Below are 22,596 nucleotides of genomic sequence, written 5' to 3' on the forward strand. Positions count from 1 at the left end.
ACGCTATTTCCCCGTGGTTATTGCAGTGCGCCCTTCATCCGTGGGGTCAGTGCGCCGTAGTCGTTAATCGTCCGGTAGGTGATGTCGCGTCCGGCGTCGGACGGGATTTTTACCGAGGCTTCCCCCATCGGCGGAACCAGCGCATTTTCCAGCACCCGGGTGCCGGCATTGAGTTCGGTCACCGTCAGGTAGTAGGGCGTGGGATTGATCAGCGTCAACGTGTTGGCGCTACGGCGAAACGTCAGCTTCTCTGCCGCCTGATCCGGCGACAGCGCGAGTTTCCCCGGGCGGTAATAGAGCTTGATGCGGCTGATAATCGCCAGCTGCAGCGTGTTATCGCTAAGCTTTGATTTATCCATGGAGGGGATGGCTTTCACGTTCATCCAGAACAAACTTTCCCGATCCTGCGGCAGCTTGTCGTTGGTCGCATCGATTATGCGCAGCGTATTCTCTTTTTTGCCCTGCATAGCGAACAGCGGTGGGGTGATCACAAAGCGCCCGTCTTTTTGTCCGTCGGCGTTTTCGACCCACGACTGAATCAGATAGGTGCTGTTGTCGTCATTGTTGGTCACCGCCAGCTGAACCTGCTTTTGTCCGGCGGGATAAATAACGCGGGTGGCTCCCAGCGCCACGCCCGCTTCGGCACGCGCAGCGAAACCGGCGGTCGTTATCATCAATAAGCCCGCCAGTAAGCAGCGTGTCATCCCCAGTGTTTTTCTCACGTTTTCCCCTTTTATACTCGCCGTTATGTCCTGCATCCGGTATGCCTGCTGGTTAATTACTGATAGGTCAGAGAGAACCAGGCCTGAGCATTTGCGGCTCCGCCGGTAACCTGATGTCCGGTCGCCCGATATTTAGCGACAAAATGGAGCGTGGTGGGGCCGGTATACAGTCGTGACCAGGCGCCCGGTGGGCTGTTGAGCGGAATCAGGCGATCTTCTTTGTCGAACAGCGCGACGCCGATACCGGTTGCGATGCCGGGGCCTTCGCCAACCGAGAGCACGTCCGGATTTTTGCCATCAGCGACGCCATGAAAGGCGACACCAACCCGTTGACTGACGGCGGTGCTGCAATCCTGGAGATGAATATCGAAAGGAACAGGGTCAGTATCTTCCCCTGGCGAATGAAACCGATTGCTGCTGATCTGTCCCATGTTGACCGTCAACTGCTGGTCTCCTGCTTCAACGCGGCAGGATTCGGCAATAATGACGCCCTGAAAGCGCATATTTCCGCCGGGTAACGTCACATTCCACTGGTTTCCGGCCAGCGCGAGCGGCGACAGTAAAAAAAACAGCAGGCCAGATTTCATTCCTTGCATCGTTATCACCCCAGTCCTGTTGTGGATAACGGGCCATCCTGGCCCGAGCAGCGTCCTTGCGTGATGAGTGAATTATTCGTACTGCACTTTGAAGGTTGCGTCGGCGTTAGCAGTACCTGCGGTTGCCGCGCCAGTCGCGTAGTAGCGAGCCTGGAAAGGAATGATGTTGGTGCCGTCGTTCAGCGTGGTTGCTGCACCGAAGGTTGCGCCGTCCAGCGCCAGCGGAGTACCGGTGCTGTCGAGGATCTGTACGCCAACGTTCGTCGCGCCACCGGCTGCAGAGTTCTGCAGTGCCAGAACGGTGGTGTTGCTGCTGTCTACGGCAGTACCGGAGAATGCAACGGAAGCTTTGGTTGCGACGGTAGTATCGCAATCATCCAGCTGGATGTTAAAACCGACCGCAGAGCTGGTGCTGCCTGCAGTAGCGAGTTTGGCTGAACGAACCTGGCCCAGTTGAACGGTCTGATCGATAGAGCCAGCATCAACGGCACAGGCCGCGTTGACCACTTCCCCTTTAAAATGCACTGTGCCGCCATTAACCGTGGTGGTGTCAGCCAGGGCCGCCGCGGAACTCAGAGACAGGGCTGACAGAACAACGATAGCCAGTGTTTTGATTTTCATGCTGTTTTCCTTTAAACAATGTCGATATTACGAACCGAAATTGGCAGTCGTCGTGCCTTCCAGGCATTCCATGTATCAGCCGAATGGTTCGACTGCCGGCTCTGCGCAGTTTTCGCCCAACTGATGAGTCAATTGGGGCCATTTTGACTCATTGAGATAAACACCTGGTTTTTTGGTTTTTTTAGATTGTTGTTAGGTTATTATTCTTTTTATTTATTGTTTGTTGGTTTTATTTTCTGTTTTTTTGTTTTGAAGAAGGTCGGTCATCGGGCGAGGTCAGGGCGGATGAGATGACGGGTAAGCGGAAAGGATGAAGAGATAAGTAAAGTTTCTTAAGGGTAAAATATGATAGTAATCAATCGGATGAATTTAATTCGTGAGAATATATGTACTTGCCAGTTGCAAAAGATTGCAAAACATTTTTATGATATAAACAGTTTGGCCCCAATTGACTTGTTCATTTTTAAATTTATCCTTATTTATCAAATGAATAAATCATTTCTTCGAACCATGAGAATTTTCTTCAAGCAGATTATTTCTTTCCCATAATCCTGCGAAACGCGCGGCATTGCTGGCGGTATAACGCACTGTATGTCGAATATTGCGATGACCCAGATAATCCTGAATTAAACGGGTATCTGTCCCTCTTTCCGCAAGTTCATAGCCGCAGGCATGGCGCAGCATATGCGGGTGAGTGTGGGTAGCGGTTCCGGCCTCTTCGCCGGCGCTACGAATAATCCGATAGGCCTGCTGGCGGGAAAGCTGAGTGCCGCGGCGGGAAATAAAAATCGCATTGGTTTTTTGTGCCGCTTTCCAGCCGGCGCGAACCTGGGTCCAGCGCGCAATGGCTTCCAGCTCGTCGAATCGCAGCGGGTGGATGGTCGAAAATCCATTCTTCAACCGACGGACGTTGATGCGGCCCTCATTGAGGTCAAGATCGCGATAGTGCAGATCGAGCAGTTCGCTGATGCGCATCCCGTGACGAAAGGCCAGCAGGATAAGGCAATAATCCCGCTCTCCGGTTGGACCCTGCCGTGCCGCCTGCATCATTGCCTGAACTTCTTTGGCGGTAAGAAAACGACGTCGATTCACAATACAATGCTCCTGAAATTAATTTGCACGAAGACAGCGTCCTGAAGCAATTATCAGGACGGTTAAAAAATAATCCGCAGTGTTAAAGGCGTATTATATAAAGGTACATATACAGTTCATTCTTCACGTTGCCATGATGTTGAAGCTGTAAAAATAGATGGTCACATTACATTCACACATCGTTAAAATATAGCTACACGACAATTCTTATTTTTATAGATTTTATGGCATATCACAATAGTGACAGCAAGGCTTCTTGCCAGGTACATCAAATTACGAGGAAAAAAAGTGAATGAGAAGCTGGCTTTGGACGGAAAATATAATGCTGAATGGTTTAACCTGACAATAAATAACGAATTGAAATCCTGAGTATTTACAAGGGTTTCAGCAGGAACCGTATTATGTATGAAATAAGAACTTGCGGGAACAATAATCGTAATTAACGCATGGTTAATATTTATTAATGTTTTCAGCGATCGTTGTTCATTTTAACGCCATCAAGAGTATCAGGCGTCAACTCCTTTTGACGCCCGGACCGTCATTGCAAAATGCTGTTACGCTGCTTCTCTTTTACATTGTCCCAGATGCCGTAAAAACGCCCGGCGTTGCTCGCGGTGTACCAGACGGTATGGCGGATATTTCGGTGGCCAAGGTAGTCCTGAATAAGGCGGGTATCGATACCCATATTCGCCAGCGCAAATCCGCATGAATGGCGAAGCATATGGGGATGAATTTCAATCGTTAATCCGGCGGTGCCTCCGGAGGAGGATATTATCTGGTAAAACTGCTGGCGGGAAAGCGGATTGCCTTTACGCGATAAAAACAGCCATTCACTGTCGGCATGCGGATAGGTTTTTCGAATATCCAGCCAGTTTTTCAGTGCCTGAATTTCTTTATTGAGTAAAGGATGGGTAGTGGAAAATCCTTTTTTAAGACGATGGATATAAATACACTTAGAGCGCAAGTCAATATCAGATATTTGCAGGCGGCAAATTTCACTGGCGCGAAACCCATGAATAAAACAGAGTAATGTCAGGCAATAGTTTCGGGCAGCATGTGCTCCGGTGTTCGCCGCTTTAAGAAGCGATTCAATCTCATTCTGAGTAAGGAAGTTCCTTTTTTTGATATCGGCATTATTCTTCATTATATTCCCTTTTAATTGCAGGCGTATATTACGAACTATTCGTTGTCGTCAGGCCAGCTTTGTTGTCCGATTGAACATTTTTTCGCTTATATTTCGCCATCGCGCCAGGCACTTTTAAAACGTGTCACGTACTCCAGCTTGTATCAAGCTGAACCGGGTCATCAGAAGGCGGGTATTTAGTTGAATCATGAAGTATCTCCATGCTTTGGAACGAATGACTTCATGGAATACAATGGATTAAATCTTTTTGGGTTAAACAATGACGCTGTTCCTGGGGGGGAGCATGTCCCGATCATCCTTCATTCCTCCTGGTTGCACACGCCGGTGATACAGGGGCGCAGGGCATCGCTCTGGCGCTAGCCCAACGAATATCGACATCCTGATACATGCCGCTCTGCCATGAGATATCACGACTGGCGGATCTCTTAGCGGACGGGGATGGATAAATCATCTCCGGGTTCTCCCTTGTCGCCTCGGCGCAGGTTGAAGGATTTTTGTGTCTGGTCTGCTAATAATTAAATGCCCGTTAACCTGCCGCCATTCCTTACAAAAGTGAATCCGGCTCTGGCCTGGTGAATATTCCACGAAGCGCTTCGCAGAACGCGAAGAACGATATACTCGCCTGGGTAGCATTCACTGCATCACTACAACAATGATTAAACCATACTGCAAAATTATGTTCGAGAATAGTAATAATAAGCCCGGCGGCACAAGCCTCCTCTCAGCGCGGGACTTAATTTCGGCTAAGGGCCGGAGGGCGATTTCGTATGCGTAGCGCGCGAAAATGGTGGCGGTCAGGGGGGGTACTGGAGTTATTTGACGCTTTTCGCTTGAGGGTTCTGGCTATCCTGTTGTTTGTTAAGATGCAGTTTTGGAATTTTATGAAGATTACTGGAGTTATCTGGAGTCTTTCCCCGGTATCACAGAGAAAGGGGGTTTTTCACGGCGAATAGATTCAAACCCTTGCCGCGAAATATGCAGACAGGGCGATGGCCCCCTGTCGAGAGGGCACAAATAACTTAAACCGGTGTGAATCTATTTTGTTCATCCCGCGTCTGCAGCGTTATTTCAGCTGGCTGTAGAATAGCAGGATGGCTATCGCCACCATCATCGCTCCGGAGGTCATGCTGACTCTTCTTGCCACCTCCGGCCGGTGGGTTAATAGCCTTTTTGACCCGTAGCCAACCAGAAAATAGATCAGCGTGCAGGTCAACAGATGAATGCTTCCCAGGGCCGACATTTGCAGTGCAACCGGCCAGCGTCCTTCAGGATCGGTAAATTGTGGCAGCAGGGCGAGGAATAAGAGAAAGACTTTTGGATTCAGCCCGCTAATACATAACCCTTTTAGCGCCCAACGGTTCCAGCTTCCGGCCTGCTGCGTTGCGGCGTCAGGCGTGGTGGGGTGACGCAAAATCGCGATCCCTAGCCACAGCAGATAGGCTGCGCCCAGCAGCGTGATCAGCGATAGCACCAGCGGGTGACCGGTAACGGCCACACCGATCCCGGCGATCACGATAATGGCCGCCAGCAGATGCCCGGACATCAGTCCGATCACCGCGGGAAGCACCCGTTGTCCGTGGATGCCGGCGCTAATGGTATAGGCCCAGTCGGCACCGGGTGTGATGATCAGCAGGAAAGAGACAACCCAGAACCCGGCGATAAAACTCATCTCCATGACCGGCTCTCTCCACCGTGTTTCAAGGTATTGCGCATAACGATCCCCCGTCGGTATCCGTATTCTGTAGAGGAAAAGAATATCGGGATTTACGGGAAATAAGTTTTCAATGTTATGCTGAAAACCCCCTGTTTAAGAGAAAATCTTCCAAATGGATAGCATAGATCGAAAAATTATTGCTGAGCTGCAATCCGATGGTCGTCTGTCGATTACCGAGCTGGCTGAACGGGTCAATTTGAGCCTCTCTCCCTGTCATCGACGGCTGCGGGCTTTAGAGCAGGAAGGGGTTATCACCGGCTATCGGGCCAACCTCGATCCTCTGAAAATGGGCTTTAATTTCCTGGCCATCGTGTTTGCGACCTTAAAAGAGGGTGATAAAAAAGCGGTGAGCGCGTTTGAAGAGGCGGTTGAAGAGATCCCTCAGATCGTGCTGGCCCAGCGGCTGTTTGGCGATCCGGACTACCTGATGCACGTGGTCACCCGGGATCTCCCGGCGTTTCAAAAACTCTATGATGACAAACTCTCGGCGATGCCCGGGGTGCAGCATTTGCGCTCGACGCTGGTGATGAAAACCGTGGTGCAGGATCGTCCCTTTCCGTTGGAAAGCTTAAACCTGACGCGCTGATTCGCCCCGAGTCAGGCCGGCATTTCTGATAACAGGGGAGGCGTTGTGCTGAATCTCAAGGCGCGGGGGAAGGCGGGCGCGGTAGCCACGCCTGCCCGTGCGCGCTTAACTTACCATTTTTCGTCGCGCGCATCCTGGCGGCCATCGCGACGGTTATCGCGTTTATCCTGGCGGCAGCTGGCGTTGCTTTGATTATTGTCTCTGACGCACTGCTGTTTGGCATCGCGTCCGCCCTGGCGTGAATCCTGGCGGGTATCGCGTGCGTCCTGGCGGTTATCACTGCGGTAAGTCGCGTTAGCCGAGAGGCTCGGCAGCAACAGCGCTGCGGTAACCAGAGCGAGAAGGAGTTTTTTCATAAATATTGCCTTTCTGATAAACCAAACATACTGATATATGAATAATAATTAAGCGTTATTGTGGCGTGGAAATATTTTTTATTTCTCGGCAATAAGTGCCTGTTTATTCATTGTTTTGTTTAAAATTAAATTTATCAGAGCGGCGGCAGGCAATCGCCTCAGCCGGTGGTTCTGGTTGCCGGAGCGGCGCGCATCCCTGCGGACCGATCCGAAGGGATTTACAGCGCCGGCTGCTGCTGGCGCGGCGTCGCGGGATGACGAATGCTGAACAGCGCCACCAGGGCCAGCAGTGCAAAGGCCAGCAGCATCAGCGCCACCGGGACGTAGCTGTCCCATTTCATTAAAAATGCGACCGCCAGCATCGGGCTTATCCCGCCGGAGATAACGGCGCCAATCTCGTGGCCCAGCGCCAGACCGGTATAGCGCACTTCAACTGGAAACAGCTCCACCATCATGCACGGCTGGGCGGCGATCATCGCCCCGTGACATACCGGCAGCGCCAGCAGCATCGCCAGCAGAATCGCCGGGAAGCTATGCATTTGTAGCAGCCAGAAGAACGGGAAGGCGACCAGCGCCATGCCGGTCACGCCAATATAGTAGAGCGTTTTCCTGCCGATACGGTCCGACAGCCAGCCCCAGCCGAGAATCGTGGCGATCTCCACCGTCATGGCAAGGGTCACGGCGGCAATCACCTGGCTGGTCTCAATGCCGATATGTTTGCAATAGACTACGGAAAAGGTGAAAAAGATGTAGACCGCGCCGTTTTCCGCCAGCCGCAGACCAATGGCCTGCAAGATCGCTTTCGGGTGATGTTTAAAGGCGCTGAGCACCGGCAGCTGCACCTCCCTCTCCCCGGAGGCATGTTTTCGGGCGACAAACTCGGCATTTTCCTCAATGTTGCGCCGGATATAGACGCCGACCAGAAAGATAAACAGGCTCAGCAGGAAAGGGATGCGCCACGCCCAGGCCAGCACATCTTCCTGCGGCAGCAGCTGCACCAGATAAAAAGCCAGCGAAGAGAGTACAAATCCGCCGGAGACCCCCACCTGGCTCCAGGCGGTGTAGTAGCCTTTTTGTTGCGCCGGGGCATTCTCACTCAGCATCAGGACGCCGCCGCCCCATTCGCCGCCGGAGGCGACGCCCTGGATAAAACGCAGGGTTATCAGGGCGACTGGCGCCAGAATACCGATGTGTTCATAGGTTGGCAGCAGACCAATCAGAAAGGTACTGGCGCCCATTAACGTCAGGGTGATAATCAGGGTCATTTTACGGCTGTATTTATCCCCGAGATGACCAAAGGCAATGCCGCCCAGCGGCCTGGCGATAAAGCCGATGGCAAAACCGGAAAAGGCCAGAAAGGCCCCGAGCAGCGGATCATCGGTTGCCGGAAAGAACAGGGGGCCGAAGACCAGCGCCGCCGCCGTACCGTAAAGAAAAAAGTCATACCATTCCAGGGAGTTACCCAGAAAAGAGCCGATAATCAATTTGCGCATTGATTGGGGAGTGCTAACCGGCGTATCGCTTGCAGTTCCAGACATCACATCTACTCCAGTACAGGTGAAAAGAGGGCGCCGAAGAGCTGACGCCATGATGCAACCCGAAGCGTATGAGGGCGGCATTATGCGATAGGGTATTTTTCGTTAGGGTGAACCTTAGCGGTACGGCTGCGCGCTAAGGGTATGGAACTGGCGGTTGAACCACACCAGCCCGTCGCCGGCCTGGTGATGACGAATCTGTCTGACCTCGCAATAAAACACGCTGTGACTGCCCACTTCATGGCTGGTAGAAATGGTGCAGTCGACGTTGGCGACGGCCGTCGCCAGCACCGGTGAGCCGGTTTCCAGCGTCAGCCACTGGTCGTGTAAAAAACGCTCTTCCGAACGCAGCTGGCTATTGGCAAAGATGGCGGACAGGTTTTGATGCTGACCGGAGAGCACGTTCACGCACAGCACGCCGTTCTCTTTAAATTTGCCATGGGCGAAAGAAGAACGGTTCATACAGACCAGCAGCGTGGGGGGCGAATCGGTGACGCTGCATACGGCGGAGGCGGTAAAGCCAAAGCGGCCTGCCGGACCATCGGTGGTGATGATCGTGATAGCGCTGCCCAGTTGTGCCATGGCGTTACGGAAATCAGATGTCAGGTTCATAGCGGTATCCGTTATTTCAGTTTGACGTATTCGAAGCTTTCGATAACCAACCGGGGCGTTTTGGCCCGCGAACAGCACAGCAGGATCTGGTCGTTATCTTCGCGTTCTTCATCGGTTAAATACTCATCGCGGTGATCCGGCACGCCGCTGCACACATTGGCGAGGCAGGTTCCGCAGACCCCCTGTTCGCAGGAGACTTTGACCTTGATCCCCGCATTTTTCAGCGCGGCGACAATGGTTTCGTTCTCCCCGACGGCAACGGTGAGGCCCAGCTCGGGGACCTCGACGGTAAAGCTGGCGCCGCCGGTTTCCACTTCCCGGTTAAAAAACTCCTGATGCAGTTGTTCGGGCGGATAACCGCAGCCGCGCGCCGCATCGGCGATCCCGTCCATAAACCCTTCCGGGCCGCAGACGTAGACGTGAGCGGCGGCGCGGTGCGGGGCCAGCACTTCGTGAGGGCGGATTTTTTCTCCTTCCTCGCTGATGTGCAGATGGACGCGGTCGCTAAAAGGGCAATCCGCCAGCTCGTGCAAAAAGGCCATCCCGTCGCGGCGGCGCCCGCAATAATGGATAGCGAAAGATTTTCCGGCGCGGAACAGCGTATCCGCCATCGCCAGCATCGGCGTAATCCCGATCCCGCCGCCAATCAGCAGGCTGTGGCTGGCATCCATCTCAAGCGCAAACAGATTGCGCGGCGTGCCGATCGTCACCGTGGCGCCGACCTGGAGCCGATGCGCCGCCAGCGATCCTCCGCGCGATGTCCGATCCTTGAGAATGCCCAGGCGATACTGCTGCGGATGATGAGGGCTGCCGCACAGTGAATACTGGCGAACGATCCCCTCCTCGAGATAGAGATCGATATGCGCCCCGGCGCTAAACGGCGGCAGGGGAGCGCCGTCCAGCGAAGCCAGGGTCAGGACCACCACATCGGCGCCCTGGATTTCGCGTTCTGCGACGCGTACGGTCAGTGTTTCAGCCATCTTTCTTCTCCACCCTGACAGGGCTTAACGCATATAGATGCCGCCGTTGATATCCCAGGTCGCCCCGGTGATAAAGGTGGCGGACGGGTCGGCCAGCAGCTCTACCGCGCGGGCGACCAGCAGCGGATCGCCCAGGCGTTTCATCGGGATCATCTCCAGCAGCGCCGGCATTTTTTCTTCCGCTACCGCCGCATGAACGGACGGTAAATCGAGCGGGCCGGGGGCTATGGCGTTGACGCTGACTCCGGCGGCGCTCAACGCGCGGGCAAACACTTTCGTCAGCGTCAGAATGCCGCCTTTCGAGGCTGCATAATGGGCGCCGGAGGCGGTGCCGCCGTTTTGTCCCGCCAGCGAGGCGAGATTGATAATGTTGCCCTGTCGGCGTTGACTAAAATAACGGCCAACAATCTGACAGCCGAGAAAGGTGCCCCGCAGGTTGGTGCTGGTGACGCGATCGAACTCCTCAACGGAGATCTCCATGATCGGCGTGGTCAGCGTGAGCGCCGCGTTGTTCACCAGCACATCCAGCCCGCCAAATCGTTCGTCGATCTGCGCCAGCGCAGCGTGAAAGTGTTCGGGTTCGCGGATATCCAGCGCCAGGGGCAGCAGCCGCCGTCGATCGGCATCGATCTGCCGGGCCCCCTCGCACGCGATGTCGATGGCGATATCCGCCATCGCCACCTGATAACCCAGCTGCCACAGATGGCGGCTAATCGTCAGCCCGAGGCCGCTGCCGGCGCCGGTTACGAGTACGGTTCTTGTCATTGCAGCCTCACAGGATGTAGCCAATGCTATGCAGATAATCGTCGGCGTTAATCAGCCGGACGACCTTCTGCGCGATAAGAAAGCGCTCGCCCTGCGGCACCAGGGTGTAGCTCAGGTCGGCGACGTAATGGTGTTCTTTGCCTTTGCGGTACTCATACAGAAACTGGGCGCAGCGGATCTCGACACACTGGTCGCTGGCCTCGATCAGGCGGTGGCGGCCGATCATGCGGATGGTGCGTGCGCGCGGCGTCGTCGAGATCGACTCGCCGCTGTACAGACGATGGACGCGCTTCTCGCGCATGGCCTGGTTGTCATAGGCGTAATTCAGCGCGTTGGCGAAATCGGTCGTCTGCCGATCGACAGGAATGATGTACATCCCCTGCGGCTGCCACAGCGTCAGCCATTCGTGGAATTCGCCCTGGTCGAGCAGGTCCGCCTCTTGATTAATAAAGTGAATGGCGGCGGTTAAAGTCTGTTGTGCGCTCATTTTTGCCCCCGGTTTTCTGCGGTCATGTACTTTTTCCACTGCTGATAGGCGGCACGCATGCCGGTTTCGGCGCTGACGTCGCTGCGCAGTCCATCGGCGGTGCGCGTCTCTCCCGGCAGGCCGCGATTGAGCATGATCCACAGATCGTTGCCCGCGCCGCCGCCGCGCTGGACGCGCTCCCAGGCTTCAGAATCATCCGGCGTGCCAAAGCCCATCGGGCCCTGGAAGTGTTCATGCATCCGCAGACGCGCCTGGTTGGCAATCGCCGGGCCATCTTTCATCGTCAGCACCACGTGGTGGATTTCGGTCTCCTGCACTGAGACGGGTTGCAGCACGCGGAAGAACGCCATCGAGCAGGCAACGTTGGGGAACAGGTTCAGGTTGAAGCCGCTGCCGCCCACGGCGCGGACGATGCGGCGCACCTGCTGCTCTTCGTGGCCCTCTTCTCGCAGCGCCTGAGCCAGTTCAAGGAAGCGATCCGGCACCGGCGCATCGAGATTCTCTTCAAGGTCAATCAGTTCCGGGATCATCACCATCACGCTGTGGCCGTTTCCGAGATCTTCGACAAAACCTTTGCCGTCAACGAAGTTGAGCATCTCTTCCGTTTGCTTATCGACGGAGCTCAGAAAGGACTTATGTACGATGGGAAAGTGATAGCCATCGGTGGTATTTTCCAGCTGAATCTTCCAGTTGCCGGGGAAGCGGAAGCGGTGGGCGGTGGTCGCCTGCAGCGGGTAGCCCGCCCCCTGTTTCATAAACAGATCCATCCATTTCATGGCCGGTCCGAGGAAGTCGGTCAGCGGTTCCATCTGCTGGTTGAAGGTGGCGAAAATCATTCCCGCGTAGCTTTCGCTGCGCAGACGCACCATGCCGAGCTGCGCTTTATCCAGGGTATCGCCGTAGCTTTCCGGATGCGGTACGCCGCGCAGGGCGCCGTCGAGGCCGTAACCCCAGCCGTGATAGGGGCAGACAAAGCTGTTGGTTTTGCCGCTGCGGTGTTCGCAAACGGTGGCGGCGCGGTGGCGACAGCGGTTCAGCAGGACGTTGATGTTGCCTTTGCGATCGCGTACCACGATGACCGGCTGCGTTCCGACCATAGAGGACTTAAAGCTGCCCGCGTCCGGGACTTCACTTTCGTGTCCGACCCAGACCCAGGTCTGGTTAAAAATCTTCTCGATCTCAAGGGCGAAAATGTCGCCGGAGGTGTACAGCGAGGTATGAACCCGGTCGGACTGTACCAGGGCGCCCAGCGTGGCGGCGTCGTAGCCGCTCTCAATATTTTTTACCGGAATACATTCAGACATTGCTTAATCTCCTGAGTCTCGGTGATGTTTCTGCGGGCAGAGGCATCGGCTGCCCGCGGAATCATTCCGGGGACCGCGTAGTGTCGGGTACGGGTAAATCCACCGGCGAGTGCCAGTAATCCACCGGACGACTCAATAAGTTACGGGTGGTGAAATGGTCTATGAGCCAGCGCTCGCCTGCTTTTTTAAAGCGAATCACCAGTTCTGCGCTGTTGAGATGCGACCCTCCGGCGCGAAAGGTGGAAACCTGTAACATTTTCCAGCGCCCGATAGCCTCATTCTCTGCGCCAATATCAATATATTCGGACGTTAAATAATGAACGTTGATGGCAAAGTGTGCGGGCTCGCTAATATAACGGGCCATCATTTGGGCAATGTTCTTTCGCCCGGAATAACGTCCCAGTTTGTTTTGGTATAAACTGCCGAGGCCTTCCCAGATAGCATCTTCACAAAATAAGTCAGCAATTTCCTGCGCGATATCCGGATAAGATAAATCGTCACATAAATGCATATATTTACTCATCAGGTTGCGAATCTGATTGGCCGCTTCGAGTTTATCCAGACGCTGCAGACACTTTTCCAGATTCATAAGTTACGCCTGAATAATTAATTCGCGCCCGGTACGAGCTTCAACTTTGCAATATTTCCACAGCCGGTCTGGTCCCGGGCCGACCTGAATGCTGCGGAACAGATTGCAGGCGGCGGTGACGGCGTCAAAATCATGCGCATCGGCGAGGACGTAGGTGGTCCACGGCCAGCCGGTAGAAGGCCCGACCATCACCCGATCGTCATCCATATTGCCGATAACCTGAATGCCGTCAGTGTGTTCGATACCTTTCATCATCTCGCCAAACGCGGCCCAGACCTGTTTGCCGACCTCCGGGGGGGCATCGAAAAAGTTTTGATTTACGCCAATACAAAACAGAACGCGGATCATCGTCATACTCCTTAAAGGGTTATAAATAGCCGGGCAGCGGCGGGTGGCCGAAGAACATATTTCCGGCGTTGATATAGGTCAGCTCGCCCATAAAGGCGTGCTGAGTGATGACCATCGTGTCGCGGGCGTAGCGCTGGAGCGGGCTGCGCATGGTAATACCGGGCATTCCGGCCAGCCTGAGCGCGCGGGTGGTCACCGATGAAGAGACGCGGGTAACGTGCGTCGATGACAGACGCAGGGCGTTGATCATCCCGGCATCGGGTTCATCGCCGCGTAAAATGACCTGCCAGACATCGTCGATGGCATCGTAAAACCAGCAGCGGGCCGAGCGCAGCTCCGCTTCACAATGGGCAATATCCATCTGCGCAAACTGGCGATCGGCCAGACAGGGGGCGCCGGTGACCGAACTCTGGCGTTCGGCGATGGCATAGATTTCGGCCAGCGCGGCGCGGGCGATGCCCAGCGCCACCACTGAGAGCACCTGCGTCGCCAGCGACAGCACCGGGTAGCGGTAGAGCGCGCCCTCGAGACTGAGTTCGCCGCCGCGGATAAAGGTCCACTCCTGGGGGACAAACGCCTCCTTGAGCACCACGTCATGACTGCCGGTCCCCGCCAGACCCACGGTATTCCACACCGGATCGATGGTGAAGCGATCGGCGGGGAGCACCGCGATACGCGGCAGCGGACGAGCGGAGCCGTCGTCCGGCAGAATACCGACGCCAATCAGTTCGGCTCCGGTACAGCCGCTGGCGAAGCTCCAGCGCCCGCTGACCTGAAAACCGCCGTCCTGAGCGATGGCTTTCTGCGGGGGAAAAATACCGCCGGCAAACACCACGTCCGGGCCGTGGCGATAGATCTCATCCAGCGTACTGAGCGGCAGGCCGCCGAGGTAGAAGGGATTCATGCCAAAGCTGGCGACCCATCCGGCGGAACCGTCGGCGGTGGCGATGGTCTCAATCAGCTGACAGAATTCGGCTGGCGAGATTTCATCGCCGCCATATTGCGTGGGCACCAGCGCACGATAAACACCAGCCTGTTTAAAACGCGAAATAATATCGTCAGAGATATAGCGTTGTTGTTCGAACTCCTCGCTGCGCTTTTTTAATTCGTCGAGCAATTCGCTGAATTCACTATTACTGGCGTACGGGGTCTTTTCCGCACGCAGCGATGCAGATGGGTTTAACATACGACTAAGCCTCTTCCAGTTAAATAGAATAAATATTTATGTCCGTCATGTTTCTGATTATCGGTGCGCTGGCGATATTTATTTCGCTTAGCCACTGAGTGGCCGCGGCACGGTAAAGCAGATTATTCAGGATGTATTATTTTATTTGCTCTGCGAGTCTGACGGGTATTGCAGTTTTGCCATTAGCGATTCAGCAAAACAGAGTAATTCATAGTCTTTATTTTTCCCCGCAACAATTTGCAGGGCGACCGGCCGCTGGTTTATCTCGCCAACGGGAAGCGTCAGCGCCGGATGACCGCTTAAATTGAACGGGCGCACCAGCCGGGTCAGGTTCACCACATTGAGTGGATTCGCCGCCTCTTCCAGCGTCGGCGGGCAGGCCGGCAGCGTCGGCAGTAAAATAAACGGCGCGCGGGCGAGTTGCGCATCGACAGCCTCGGTAAAGGTCTGGCGAATGCGCTCTGCCGCCTGGCGCTGGTGCGGGCTGATTTCCGCGCCGGCGCGCAGGCGCACGGCGACATCCTCGGCCAGTTCAGGCTCCTCCGCGAGAGATTGAAACGCCTGCCAGTTCTCCTGGGAGATGACCGTCAGCCCTGCCTGATGCGCCTCGGCAAATGCCGGCAGCGTCGCGTCTGCGGGAAACATTCCCGCCTGCGCCAGACGGGCGCGAATCAGCTGTTCAATGTCCGTCGTGGCATGGCCGAAGAGAAAGGCCGTGGCCGCCTGGTGGGCGCTGACGGCTGGGGCGATTTCGCCTGGGAGTCGCGCCAACACCTGACGTAACGTGGCGACATCGCGACTGAAAAATCCCACGCAGTCCAGCGAACTGTCGGCCGGCATCACCCCTTGACGGCTCACCCGCCCCCAGGTCGGCTTCAGGCCGACGATGCCACAGCAGGCGGCAGGCATCCGCACGGAACCCCCGGTATCGGTGCCAATCGCAAAATCGACCTCTCCGGCGGCCACCACGGTTGCCGAACCGCTCGACGAACCGCCGGGAATCAGCGTCGGGTAGCGCGGGTTGAGCGGCGTTCCGCTCCAGGCATTGATCCCGGTCACGCCAAAGGCCAGCTCATGAAGCGTCGTTTTCCCCTGCAGCTGACAACCACCGCTATCGAGCAGCTGTTGAATCACCGTCGCATGCGCTGTCGCCTCCGGGGCATTTTGTAACACCGGGCTGCCGGCACGAGTGGGATAACCGGCGATATCGAGAGTATCTTTGGCGGCAAACGTCAGCGCGCCGGTACCCAGCGTAAAGCGCGAGATAAACCCGGAATGGGCGGATGTCATGCCTGTACGATGTTCATTAGCCATGGTTCACTTTTCCGTTTAACGATAACGAGTGAAGGACGAATGTATAAAAAACAGACTGAATTGAATCTGAGATAATCTTGTCATTAAAACTTGAAACTTCAAGTAATTTGTAACGTATTTTTCACATCATCCTGGGCTATAAGAACATTTTATAAACAAATAAAAATTTTTAATTAATTGATTTGTATGTTTATTTTTTGATAGTTATATTTTAATCTCTTGAGGGAGCTCACAAAATAAACCGCAAAATATAAGTTAAAAAAATGATAAAAAAGCGTGCGAAAAACGAAGGGTAGGGCGAGAAAACGACAATAGCCTTTTCTTTATAAAGGTTATTGTCGCGACTGTGGAAGAGGGAGATCAATCATTGAGGTTGTGCAGCAGCAGGGACAGCACGTGGTTCATTTTCTTCTCTTGGGCAGGGGTAATGCCCTTAAATGCCCGGGCGAACACTTTTTGACTCAGTACTTTGGCCTCGGCGACCTTTGCCTGGCCTGCGGGGGTGAGTTCCGCTTCGGTGACCCGACCATCGCTGGCGCTGACGTGGGTAGTCAGCAGCCCGTCGTCACGCAGGCGCCCTACGATTTTGGTGACGGTGGGCATTTTACTGACGGCGTATTCGGTGATGCGGGAGATACTGGCTCTGTGGTACTGATGGACCAGCATCAATACCCGGAAGCGGGAAAGGTCGATGTCGATTTTTTTTAATTCGATTTCCATCAGCTGCGTATACTTTGCATAAACGTTGACCACCCAGAAGAAGGGAAACTCTTCTTTATGAAAGCGGCTCTCGTGGCTGTCCGGTTGCGCTGATGCGTTATTATGTTCCACAAGCCTCTCCTTGCCCGACGACGGTAGAATGGGCAGATGGTATGCGTATTTGACGGGCATTGCAAAATGCAATCTACAGGCAATATCGCGGGCTGGCGGCGACGCTCACCGCTACCGCCGGGCGGATATTCAGATTCACGTAATGGTAAAAATGATGACAACTCGCATGCTAACCCGTGACTGGCGTCTGCTGTCGCTGGGGTTACCACTCCTGGCGCTGCTGTGGGCCGGGCTGACGCTGTATGCGCACTGGGGGGCTTTTTTACAGTGGTGTCTGGCAACGCAAATTATGCTCCATCGCTACCTGGTGATGTATCTTTTGCAGCTCAATAACCATCAGTATAGCGGCGGGATGTGGCTGCTGGGCGGCGCATTCCTTTACGGTGTGCTGCATGCCGTTGGCCCCGGACACGGTAAATTTATCGTCACCACCTATCTCAGCACCAACAAAGAGAGCCTGCTGGCGGCGCGGGTAGTGCCGTTTCTTGGCAGCCTGATGCAGGGGGTGAGCGCTATCCTGTTTGTATTTATTCTGGCCGTAGGGCTGAACCTTGCGTCCGGCGATCTCAGTACCAGCCGCTGGTTCGTAGAGAAAATCAGCGCCCTGATGGTGGGGGCGTTTGGCGCATATGTGATATATCAAGCGCTCAAAAGCCTGCGGCCGCGAAAAATGACGATCGCGACCTTGACTCCGCTGCATGAACATAGCGAAACGTGCGGCTGCGGAGCTCACGGCGTTGGCCGCGGGCTGGGAGCTGACTGGCAAACCCGGCTTGGCGTGGTCCTGGCTATCGGCGCCAGGCCCTGCAGCGGGGCGATAATGATCCTGCTGTTTTCCAATGCGCTGGGGATCGTCAGCTGGGGAATTGCCGCGGTCATGACGATGTCACTGGGGACGGCAATATCAATTCTCGGCCTCTCGCTGGCGGTACGCTACGCGCGTGAACGGGCGATCGGCCTGTTTGCCTGGGATGACGGTCGCCTGAAATGGCTGCTGCCGGCGGTAAAAATTGCCGGCGGCGTCCTTCTGATTCTCTTTGCCTGCGTGCTGTTTCTGACCGTGATCCCGATGAGCGCCAACGGCGATTATATTGCTGCCGGTTGCTAGGGCTCTTCCAGCAGGCGCATAAAGACCTTCAGCGCCCGATCCAGCTGCTGGCGCTGCTCCGTGGAGAGTCCGGCCAGCAGCTGGCGTTCGTTTTCTACGTGGCTTTCCACAGCCTCATCGATCCGCTCGCGCCCCGCCTCGGTCAGGGCGACCAGCAGACTCCGCGCATCGTCAGGATCCGGCAAACGGGTAATAAAACCCCGTTTTTCCAGCGCCTTAAGCCGATGCGTCATGGTGCCAGAGGTGATCATCAGCGTAGAGAAAAGCTGAGTCGGGGAGAGGATAAACGGCGAGCCTGCCCGACGAAGGGTGGCCAGCATGTCAAACTCCCAGCGCACCAGATCGTGGCGGATAAAGGCGGACTCTACGCGCGGCTCCAGCAGCAGAGCGCAGCGCTTCAGGCGCCCGATGGGGCCCATCGGGCTGCAATCCAGATCCGGGCGCTCCCGTTTCCACTGTTCAAGAATGCGATCTACGGCGTCAGCCTGAGATGATTTGTCCAATTGTGCCTACTTATCTTGATATCAAGATATCTGTCGATACATACTTTAACGACTAATTTACCTTGATGTGAAGATAAAATCATGACCTTTTTCTCACGCTCTCCCGTTATTGATTTGCTGTTGACCGCCCTGGCTCCGGCCATCTGGGGGACGACCTACATTGTCACCTCCCAGTTTTTACCCCCGGACAGACCTTTTATTGCGGCGCTGCTGCGGGTGCTGCCCGCAGGGATTGCGCTGCTTATCTGGTGCCGCCGTTTTCCTCTGCGCAATGAGTGGTGGAAGCTTATTGTTACCGGGATCCTCAATATCGGCGCTTTTCAGGCGCTGCTGTTTATTGCCGCTTACCGGTTACCCGGCGGGCTGGCTGCAGTGATTGGGGCAATTCAGCCGCTGCTGGTCATGATGCTGGCGTGGGGTGTCGACAGGCAGCGCTCGCCGTGGGTGGCGGTGCTCTCGGCAGTGACTGGCATTATCGGCATGGCGCTGCTGCTGCTGTCGCCGCATACGGTGCTGGATCCGCTGGGGATCATGGCGGCATTTTCAGGTGCGGTCAGCATGGCGCTGGGGACCTGGCTGTCTCGCCGCTGGGCGATTTCGCTACCGGTGGTGGCGCTGACCGGCTGGCAATTGTTGATTGGCGGCGTGGTACTGGCTCCCGTTGCATGGCTGGTGGATCCGCCGCTGCAGGGGGTGACGTGGACCCAGGCGGCCGGCTATCTGTGGCTCTGCGTGGCCGGCGCGATGCTGGCCTATGGGCTGTGGTTCCGCGGGATTAGCCGTCTCCCATCGGTCGCTGTCTCAGCACTCAGTCTGCTGAGTCCGGTGACGGCAGTGCTTCTGGGCTGGATCTGTCTTGGACAGAAGATTGAAGGGGTGGCGCTGGTGGGGCTAATCGTGGTGTTGCTGAGCGTGCTGTCGATACAGCGCGCATTAACAAAAAAAGCCCCATAAAGGGGCCCGACATTGCTGCGTGGTTATCGTGAAGCGGGAGCGAAACGAGCCGCCGTAAGGCGGCCTGTCCGGCAGCTCCCTCTGCAACCATTCTCTTATTTGGACAGCTCAGCGGTCATATGAACCTGGTTACCGGTATAGGCTTCGGTAATGTGGTAAGACGCGCCTTGATCTTTAGCGATGGTCGCAATTTTAGCTTCTGCGCTATCCAGGGTATCAGCCGTTACGCTGACCGGGTGCTGAGCGAAGCTGGCGAAAGAAACCAGAGAGAGCATACCGGCAGCGGCAAGTAATTTTACGTTTTTCATGGTGTTTTTCCTTTTAACTTTTCAGGTGGAAAGCGTTGTGCTTTCGATGGGTTTATAATAAGCCTGCTAACTATAACCAGCGTTGCAAAAAGTGCGATTTAGATCACACTTTCATGTCGGTAAGATGACGGGAATTTGAAAGTGTTTTTATTTTTTAATTAAAAAACAATGCATTGAACGCGACTCCCGCTACCCTTATGCATTAAAAAAATATTGCTATCACCATGTGTTTTTTTGAAAACCGCCGCCATGGATGGCCTGAGTGGATGCGCGGGTGGGATTTTCCCGTGTTTTTGGGCAGGGCATACTTCGTCTGGCGGCGAAGTATCGGGCTTTATGGATACGATAAAGTGGCGTCACTGTTGATTGAGGAAGGACGACACGATGATTGCGGTACTCTTTGAAGCCGATGTCACCCCGGCAAAACAGGCCCGTTACCTGGCGCTGGCGGCGGAGCTCAGGCCGTTGCTTGATACGCTTGACGGCTTTATTAGCATTGAACGTTTTCAAAGTCTGACCACGCCGGGCAAGATCCTGTCTCTGTCCTGGTGGCGCGATGAAGAGGCGGTGCGGGCCTGGAAAAACAATCTCTGCCATCAGGCGGCCCAGGAGGAGGGCAAAGCGACTATTTTTGCCTCTTACCAGATTCGCATTGTGCAGGTCATTCGCGGCTGGGGTTCAGAAATGCAGGAGGGGCGCGGCGATGTATGATATTCATGTCATTCTGCCAAATCGTCCTGGTCAGCTGGCGCTGTTAGGCCAAACGCTGGGGAAACATGGCGTGGGGCTTGAAGGTGGCGGGGTTTTCACCGTCGACAATCAATGCCACGCCCATTTTCTGGTCGCAGAAGGGGAGCGGGCCAGAACGGTGCTGGAGCAGGCGGGGATCCCGGTAGCGGGCGTCTACCTGCCGCTTATTCGCAGATTAAAACAGGAACAGCCCGGCGAGCTGGGCGCGATAGCTCACGCGCTGGCCGAACACGGGGTGAATATCCTGACCCAGTACAGCGATCATGCGAACCGCCTGATTCTGGTGACCGATAACTTTCCACTGGCACAGGAAGTCACGCGTTCCTGGGCCACCACCTTGTGAGGCGTTATGCTAAAACCAGCCCATGTTATTGAAGATGATGAGTCGTTGGCCGTGGCCATCACCGCGCTGGCGTCCGCCATGGCCGATGCTTCACGCGTGAAAATGCTCTGTGCATTAATGGATGGGCGCGCGTGGACCGCGACGGAGCTGGCGACGGTGGCCGAAGTCTCGGCCTCAACCGCCAGCGCCCATCTCAGCCGTCTGGTCAGCACCCATTTGCTGGTTTGTCTGGCGCAGGGACGGCATCGCTATTACCGGCTGGCGAGTGCCGATGTCGCCGGACTGCTGGAGAATATGATGGCGATGGCCGGGAAAAGTGCCATTGTGCTGACCACCCGGACCCCGGTGAATCTGCGTACGGCGCGAACCTGCTACGATCATCTTGCTGGTGAAGTGGCGGTGGCGATTTATGATTTTCTCTTGCGCGAGGCGTGGATTGTGCCGGACGGGAGCGCGCTGACGCCGGTCGGCGAGGCGCAGTTTGCCCGTTCAGGCATCACTTTGCCGGCCGGGAACCGGCGCAGGGTATGCTGCGCATGTCTGGACTGGAGCGAGCGGCGTTTCCATCCCGGTGGCGCCGTCGGGGCTGCATTGTTGCAGCATGGTCAGCGAAAAGGCTGGTTCACCCTGACGCCGGGATTTCGCGAAGTGAGTATCACCCCGACAGGCAGGCTCGCGCTGAGCCAGCACTTCCATCTGCCGCTGTAGCGGGCAGCTAAACGCCAGGTTGCAGGAGGTGAATATTTTTTTTTAACCGTTTTTATGCTATTTCAGCAAGCCACCTCTCAGTATTATTCAGAATGTTCGCTATAGTCATGGGATCGTATTATTTGCCATGATAATCCCTCTGCGAAATATATCACCCGCGCCTTATTCCCTCTGATGTAAATAACTTTGTATTTGTTTTTGTCTATTGTTTTTCGATTATCAATAGCTGAAATCTATCTCTAACCCGATGTAACAAGTTTTAAGCAAATGTATATTTGTTGGCGAAAAATAGCATTCTTTGACGCCGACAGCATTAACGAATTCTTTAAACGGAGTTCGCGTCCTGACGCCTTAAATATTGCGGCTTCCGGTCAGTCGAAGTTTCTATTCACAGTTGCACAAGTGAGCATCGCATAACGCTTCTGACTTTTGTGCAGGTTTACTGTTGGTTTATTGATATAAAACTCACTCTGACAAGGAAATGGCAATGAAAAAGGTTCTTCTCTCTGCAGCTATGGCAACAGCATTTTTCGGTATGACTGCAGCGAACGCAGCTGATACGAATGTTGGCGGTGGCCAGGTTAATTTCTTCGGTAAAGTTACCGATGTCTCCTGTACTGTTTCCGTTAACGGCCAGGGCAGCGATGCTAACGTTTACCTGTCACCGGTTACCCTGACCGAAGTTAAAGCAGCGGCGGCTAATACCTACCTGAAGCCTAAATCTTTCACCATTGACGTCTCTGATTGCCAGGCTGCTAACGGCGACAAACAAGACGACGTGAGCAAACTGGGTGTGAACTGGACCGGCGGTAACCTGCTGGCTGGCGCAACGACTGAGCAGCAGGGCTACCTGGCAAACACCGAAGCCTCTGGCGCGAAAGATATTCAGCTGGTTCTGTCCACCGATAGCGCGACTGCGCTGACCAACAAAATCATCCCGGGCGTGAGCACTCAGCCGAAAGCGAAAGGCGACGCAACCGCCGTTCAGGATGGCGCACGCTTCACTTACTACGTTGGTTATGCAACCAACACCCCGGCTTCTGTTACCACCGGTGTGGTTAACAGCTACGCGACCTACGAAATTACTTACCAGTAATTATCGCCAGAAAATAAAACCGCCTTTCTCGAGGCGGTTTAAAA

At 55.0% G+C, this 22,596-nt stretch carries 27 protein-coding genes; 7 read left to right on the forward strand and 20 right to left on the reverse strand.

Features of this window, described 5'->3' with window-relative positions:
* Positions 1–17 precede the first annotated feature (17 nt).
* From AC236I_RS04370 to AC236I_RS04395, 6 genes are all read right to left on the reverse strand, one after another.
* Positions 18–758: a fimbria/pilus periplasmic chaperone gene (locus AC236I_RS04370; protein WP_004867293.1), complete on the reverse strand. Its 741-nt coding sequence runs from the start codon at positions 756–758 to the stop codon at positions 18–20.
* A 20-nt stretch (positions 759–778) separates the two neighbouring features.
* On the reverse strand, positions 779–1,318 hold the full coding sequence (gene fimI, locus AC236I_RS04375) for a type 1 fimbrial minor subunit FimI (protein WP_032718216.1): 540 nt from the start codon (positions 1,316–1,318) through the stop codon (positions 779–781).
* Positions 1,319–1,390: 72 nt separating this feature from the next.
* Positions 1,391–1,939, reverse strand: a complete 549-nt coding sequence (gene fimA, locus AC236I_RS04380) for a type 1 fimbrial major subunit FimA (protein ID WP_004867288.1) — start codon at positions 1,937–1,939, stop codon at positions 1,391–1,393.
* A 495-nt stretch (positions 1,940–2,434) separates the two neighbouring features.
* Entirely contained in the window at positions 2,435–3,031 is a 597-nt protein-coding gene (gene fimE / locus AC236I_RS04385) for a type 1 fimbria switch DNA invertase FimE (protein WP_004867283.1), read from the reverse strand.
* A gap of 538 nt (positions 3,032–3,569) precedes the next feature.
* Positions 3,570–4,175, reverse strand: a complete 606-nt coding sequence (locus tag AC236I_RS04390) for a tyrosine-type DNA invertase (protein ID WP_015585808.1) — start codon at positions 4,173–4,175, stop codon at positions 3,570–3,572.
* A gap of 1,063 nt (positions 4,176–5,238) precedes the next feature.
* The gene (locus AC236I_RS04395; RefSeq protein WP_032690846.1) at positions 5,239–5,850 is read right to left on the reverse strand and encodes a LysE family translocator; all 612 of its coding nucleotides are present in this window, start codon (positions 5,848–5,850) and stop codon (positions 5,239–5,241) included.
* 151 nt (positions 5,851–6,001) lie between these two features.
* On the opposite strand from AC236I_RS04395, the gene AC236I_RS04400 reads away from it, so the two are divergent.
* Positions 6,002–6,475, forward strand: a complete 474-nt coding sequence (locus tag AC236I_RS04400) for an Lrp/AsnC family transcriptional regulator (protein ID WP_004867276.1) — start codon at positions 6,002–6,004, stop codon at positions 6,473–6,475.
* A gap of 110 nt (positions 6,476–6,585) precedes the next feature.
* Here AC236I_RS04400 and AC236I_RS04405 read toward each other — a convergent pair whose 3' ends face one another.
* The 12 genes from AC236I_RS04405 to AC236I_RS04460 all read right to left on the reverse strand — a co-directional run bounded on the left by AC236I_RS04405 (position 6,586) and on the right by AC236I_RS04460 (position 16,782).
* Positions 6,586–6,831: a hypothetical protein gene (locus AC236I_RS04405; protein ID WP_004867273.1), complete on the reverse strand. Its 246-nt coding sequence runs from the start codon at positions 6,829–6,831 to the stop codon at positions 6,586–6,588.
* A gap of 218 nt (positions 6,832–7,049) precedes the next feature.
* Complete coding sequence (locus tag AC236I_RS04410) at positions 7,050–8,324, reverse strand: MFS transporter (protein WP_015585811.1); 1,275 nt, start codon at positions 8,322–8,324, stop codon at positions 7,050–7,052.
* Positions 8,325–8,483: 159 nt separating this feature from the next.
* Positions 8,484–8,978: a flavin reductase gene (locus AC236I_RS04415; RefSeq protein ID WP_032690848.1), complete on the reverse strand. Its 495-nt coding sequence runs from the start codon at positions 8,976–8,978 to the stop codon at positions 8,484–8,486.
* An 11-nt stretch (positions 8,979–8,989) separates the two neighbouring features.
* Positions 8,990–9,958 carry a PDR/VanB family oxidoreductase gene (locus tag AC236I_RS04420; RefSeq protein ID WP_032718204.1) on the reverse strand — a complete coding sequence of 323 codons (969 nt, stop codon included), beginning with the start codon at positions 9,956–9,958 and terminating at the stop codon, positions 8,990–8,992.
* A gap of 24 nt (positions 9,959–9,982) precedes the next feature.
* A complete protein-coding gene (locus tag AC236I_RS04425; protein ID WP_004867264.1) occupies positions 9,983–10,723 on the reverse strand; it encodes an SDR family NAD(P)-dependent oxidoreductase in 741 nt (246 codons plus the stop codon).
* Positions 10,724–10,730: 7 nt separating this feature from the next.
* On the reverse strand, positions 10,731–11,210 hold the full coding sequence (locus AC236I_RS04430) for an aromatic-ring-hydroxylating dioxygenase subunit beta (protein ID WP_487608699.1): 480 nt from the start codon (positions 11,208–11,210) through the stop codon (positions 10,731–10,733).
* Complete coding sequence (locus AC236I_RS04435) at positions 11,207–12,514, reverse strand: aromatic ring-hydroxylating oxygenase subunit alpha (protein ID WP_004867258.1); 1,308 nt, start codon at positions 12,512–12,514, stop codon at positions 11,207–11,209. Before AC236I_RS04435 ends, AC236I_RS04430 begins: the two co-directional genes overlap by 4 nt.
* A 61-nt stretch (positions 12,515–12,575) precedes the next feature.
* Positions 12,576–13,103: a nuclear transport factor 2 family protein gene (locus tag AC236I_RS04440; RefSeq protein WP_487608700.1), complete on the reverse strand. Its 528-nt coding sequence runs from the start codon at positions 13,101–13,103 to the stop codon at positions 12,576–12,578.
* Between the two features lie 3 nt (positions 13,104–13,106).
* Positions 13,107–13,451: a hypothetical protein gene (locus tag AC236I_RS04445; RefSeq protein WP_015585816.1), complete on the reverse strand. Its 345-nt coding sequence runs from the start codon at positions 13,449–13,451 to the stop codon at positions 13,107–13,109.
* 19 nt (positions 13,452–13,470) lie between these two features.
* A complete protein-coding gene (locus AC236I_RS04450; protein ID WP_044350463.1) occupies positions 13,471–14,637 on the reverse strand; it encodes an acyl-CoA dehydrogenase family protein in 1,167 nt (388 codons plus the stop codon).
* A gap of 141 nt (positions 14,638–14,778) precedes the next feature.
* On the reverse strand, positions 14,779–15,951 hold the full coding sequence (locus AC236I_RS04455; protein WP_487608701.1) for an amidase: 1,173 nt from the start codon (positions 15,949–15,951) through the stop codon (positions 14,779–14,781).
* A 360-nt stretch (positions 15,952–16,311) separates the two neighbouring features.
* Complete coding sequence (locus AC236I_RS04460; protein ID WP_015585819.1) at positions 16,312–16,782, reverse strand: MarR family winged helix-turn-helix transcriptional regulator; 471 nt, start codon at positions 16,780–16,782, stop codon at positions 16,312–16,314.
* 154 nt (positions 16,783–16,936) lie between these two features.
* Between AC236I_RS04460 and AC236I_RS04465 the strand changes: the two genes are divergently transcribed.
* Positions 16,937–17,890 carry a nickel/cobalt transporter gene (locus AC236I_RS04465; RefSeq protein WP_044023635.1) on the forward strand — a complete coding sequence of 318 codons (954 nt, stop codon included), beginning with the start codon at positions 16,937–16,939 and terminating at the stop codon, positions 17,888–17,890.
* On the opposite strand, the gene AC236I_RS04470 is transcribed toward AC236I_RS04465, so the two are convergent.
* Positions 17,887–18,393: a MarR family winged helix-turn-helix transcriptional regulator gene (locus AC236I_RS04470; RefSeq protein WP_004867242.1), complete on the reverse strand. Its 507-nt coding sequence runs from the start codon at positions 18,391–18,393 to the stop codon at positions 17,887–17,889. The two genes, AC236I_RS04465 and AC236I_RS04470, sit on opposite strands and share 4 nt — an antisense overlap.
* Positions 18,394–18,474: 81 nt before the next feature.
* Between AC236I_RS04470 and AC236I_RS04475 the strand changes: the two genes are divergently transcribed.
* Positions 18,475–19,347, forward strand: coding sequence for an EamA family transporter (locus AC236I_RS04475; protein ID WP_032718199.1), 873 nt, complete (start codon positions 18,475–18,477; stop codon positions 19,345–19,347).
* Between the two features lie 95 nt (positions 19,348–19,442).
* Here AC236I_RS04475 and AC236I_RS04480 read toward each other — a convergent pair whose 3' ends face one another.
* On the reverse strand, positions 19,443–19,655 hold the full coding sequence (locus AC236I_RS04480; RefSeq protein WP_015585822.1) for a YdgH/BhsA/McbA-like domain containing protein: 213 nt from the start codon (positions 19,653–19,655) through the stop codon (positions 19,443–19,445).
* A gap of 384 nt (positions 19,656–20,039) precedes the next feature.
* Between AC236I_RS04480 and AC236I_RS04485 the strand changes: the two genes are divergently transcribed.
* The 4 genes from AC236I_RS04485 (at position 20,040) to AC236I_RS04500 (ending at position 22,552) form a co-directional block, all read left to right on the forward strand.
* Complete coding sequence (locus tag AC236I_RS04485) at positions 20,040–20,366, forward strand: antibiotic biosynthesis monooxygenase family protein (protein WP_015585823.1); 327 nt, start codon at positions 20,040–20,042, stop codon at positions 20,364–20,366.
* Positions 20,359–20,748 (forward strand): amino acid-binding protein, encoded by a 390-nt coding sequence (locus AC236I_RS04490; RefSeq protein WP_239614053.1) that lies wholly within the window; start codon positions 20,359–20,361, stop codon positions 20,746–20,748. Before AC236I_RS04485 ends, AC236I_RS04490 begins: the two co-directional genes overlap by 8 nt.
* Positions 20,749–20,754: 6 nt before the next feature.
* Positions 20,755–21,456, forward strand: a complete 702-nt coding sequence (locus AC236I_RS04495) for an ArsR/SmtB family transcription factor (RefSeq protein WP_086815903.1) — start codon at positions 20,755–20,757, stop codon at positions 21,454–21,456.
* 487 nt (positions 21,457–21,943) lie between these two features.
* Positions 21,944–22,552: a fimbrial protein gene (locus tag AC236I_RS04500; protein ID WP_004867230.1), complete on the forward strand. Its 609-nt coding sequence runs from the start codon at positions 21,944–21,946 to the stop codon at positions 22,550–22,552.
* Positions 22,553–22,596 lie beyond the last annotated feature (44 nt).

The organism is Klebsiella sp. Sb-30 (assembly GCF_057652795.1).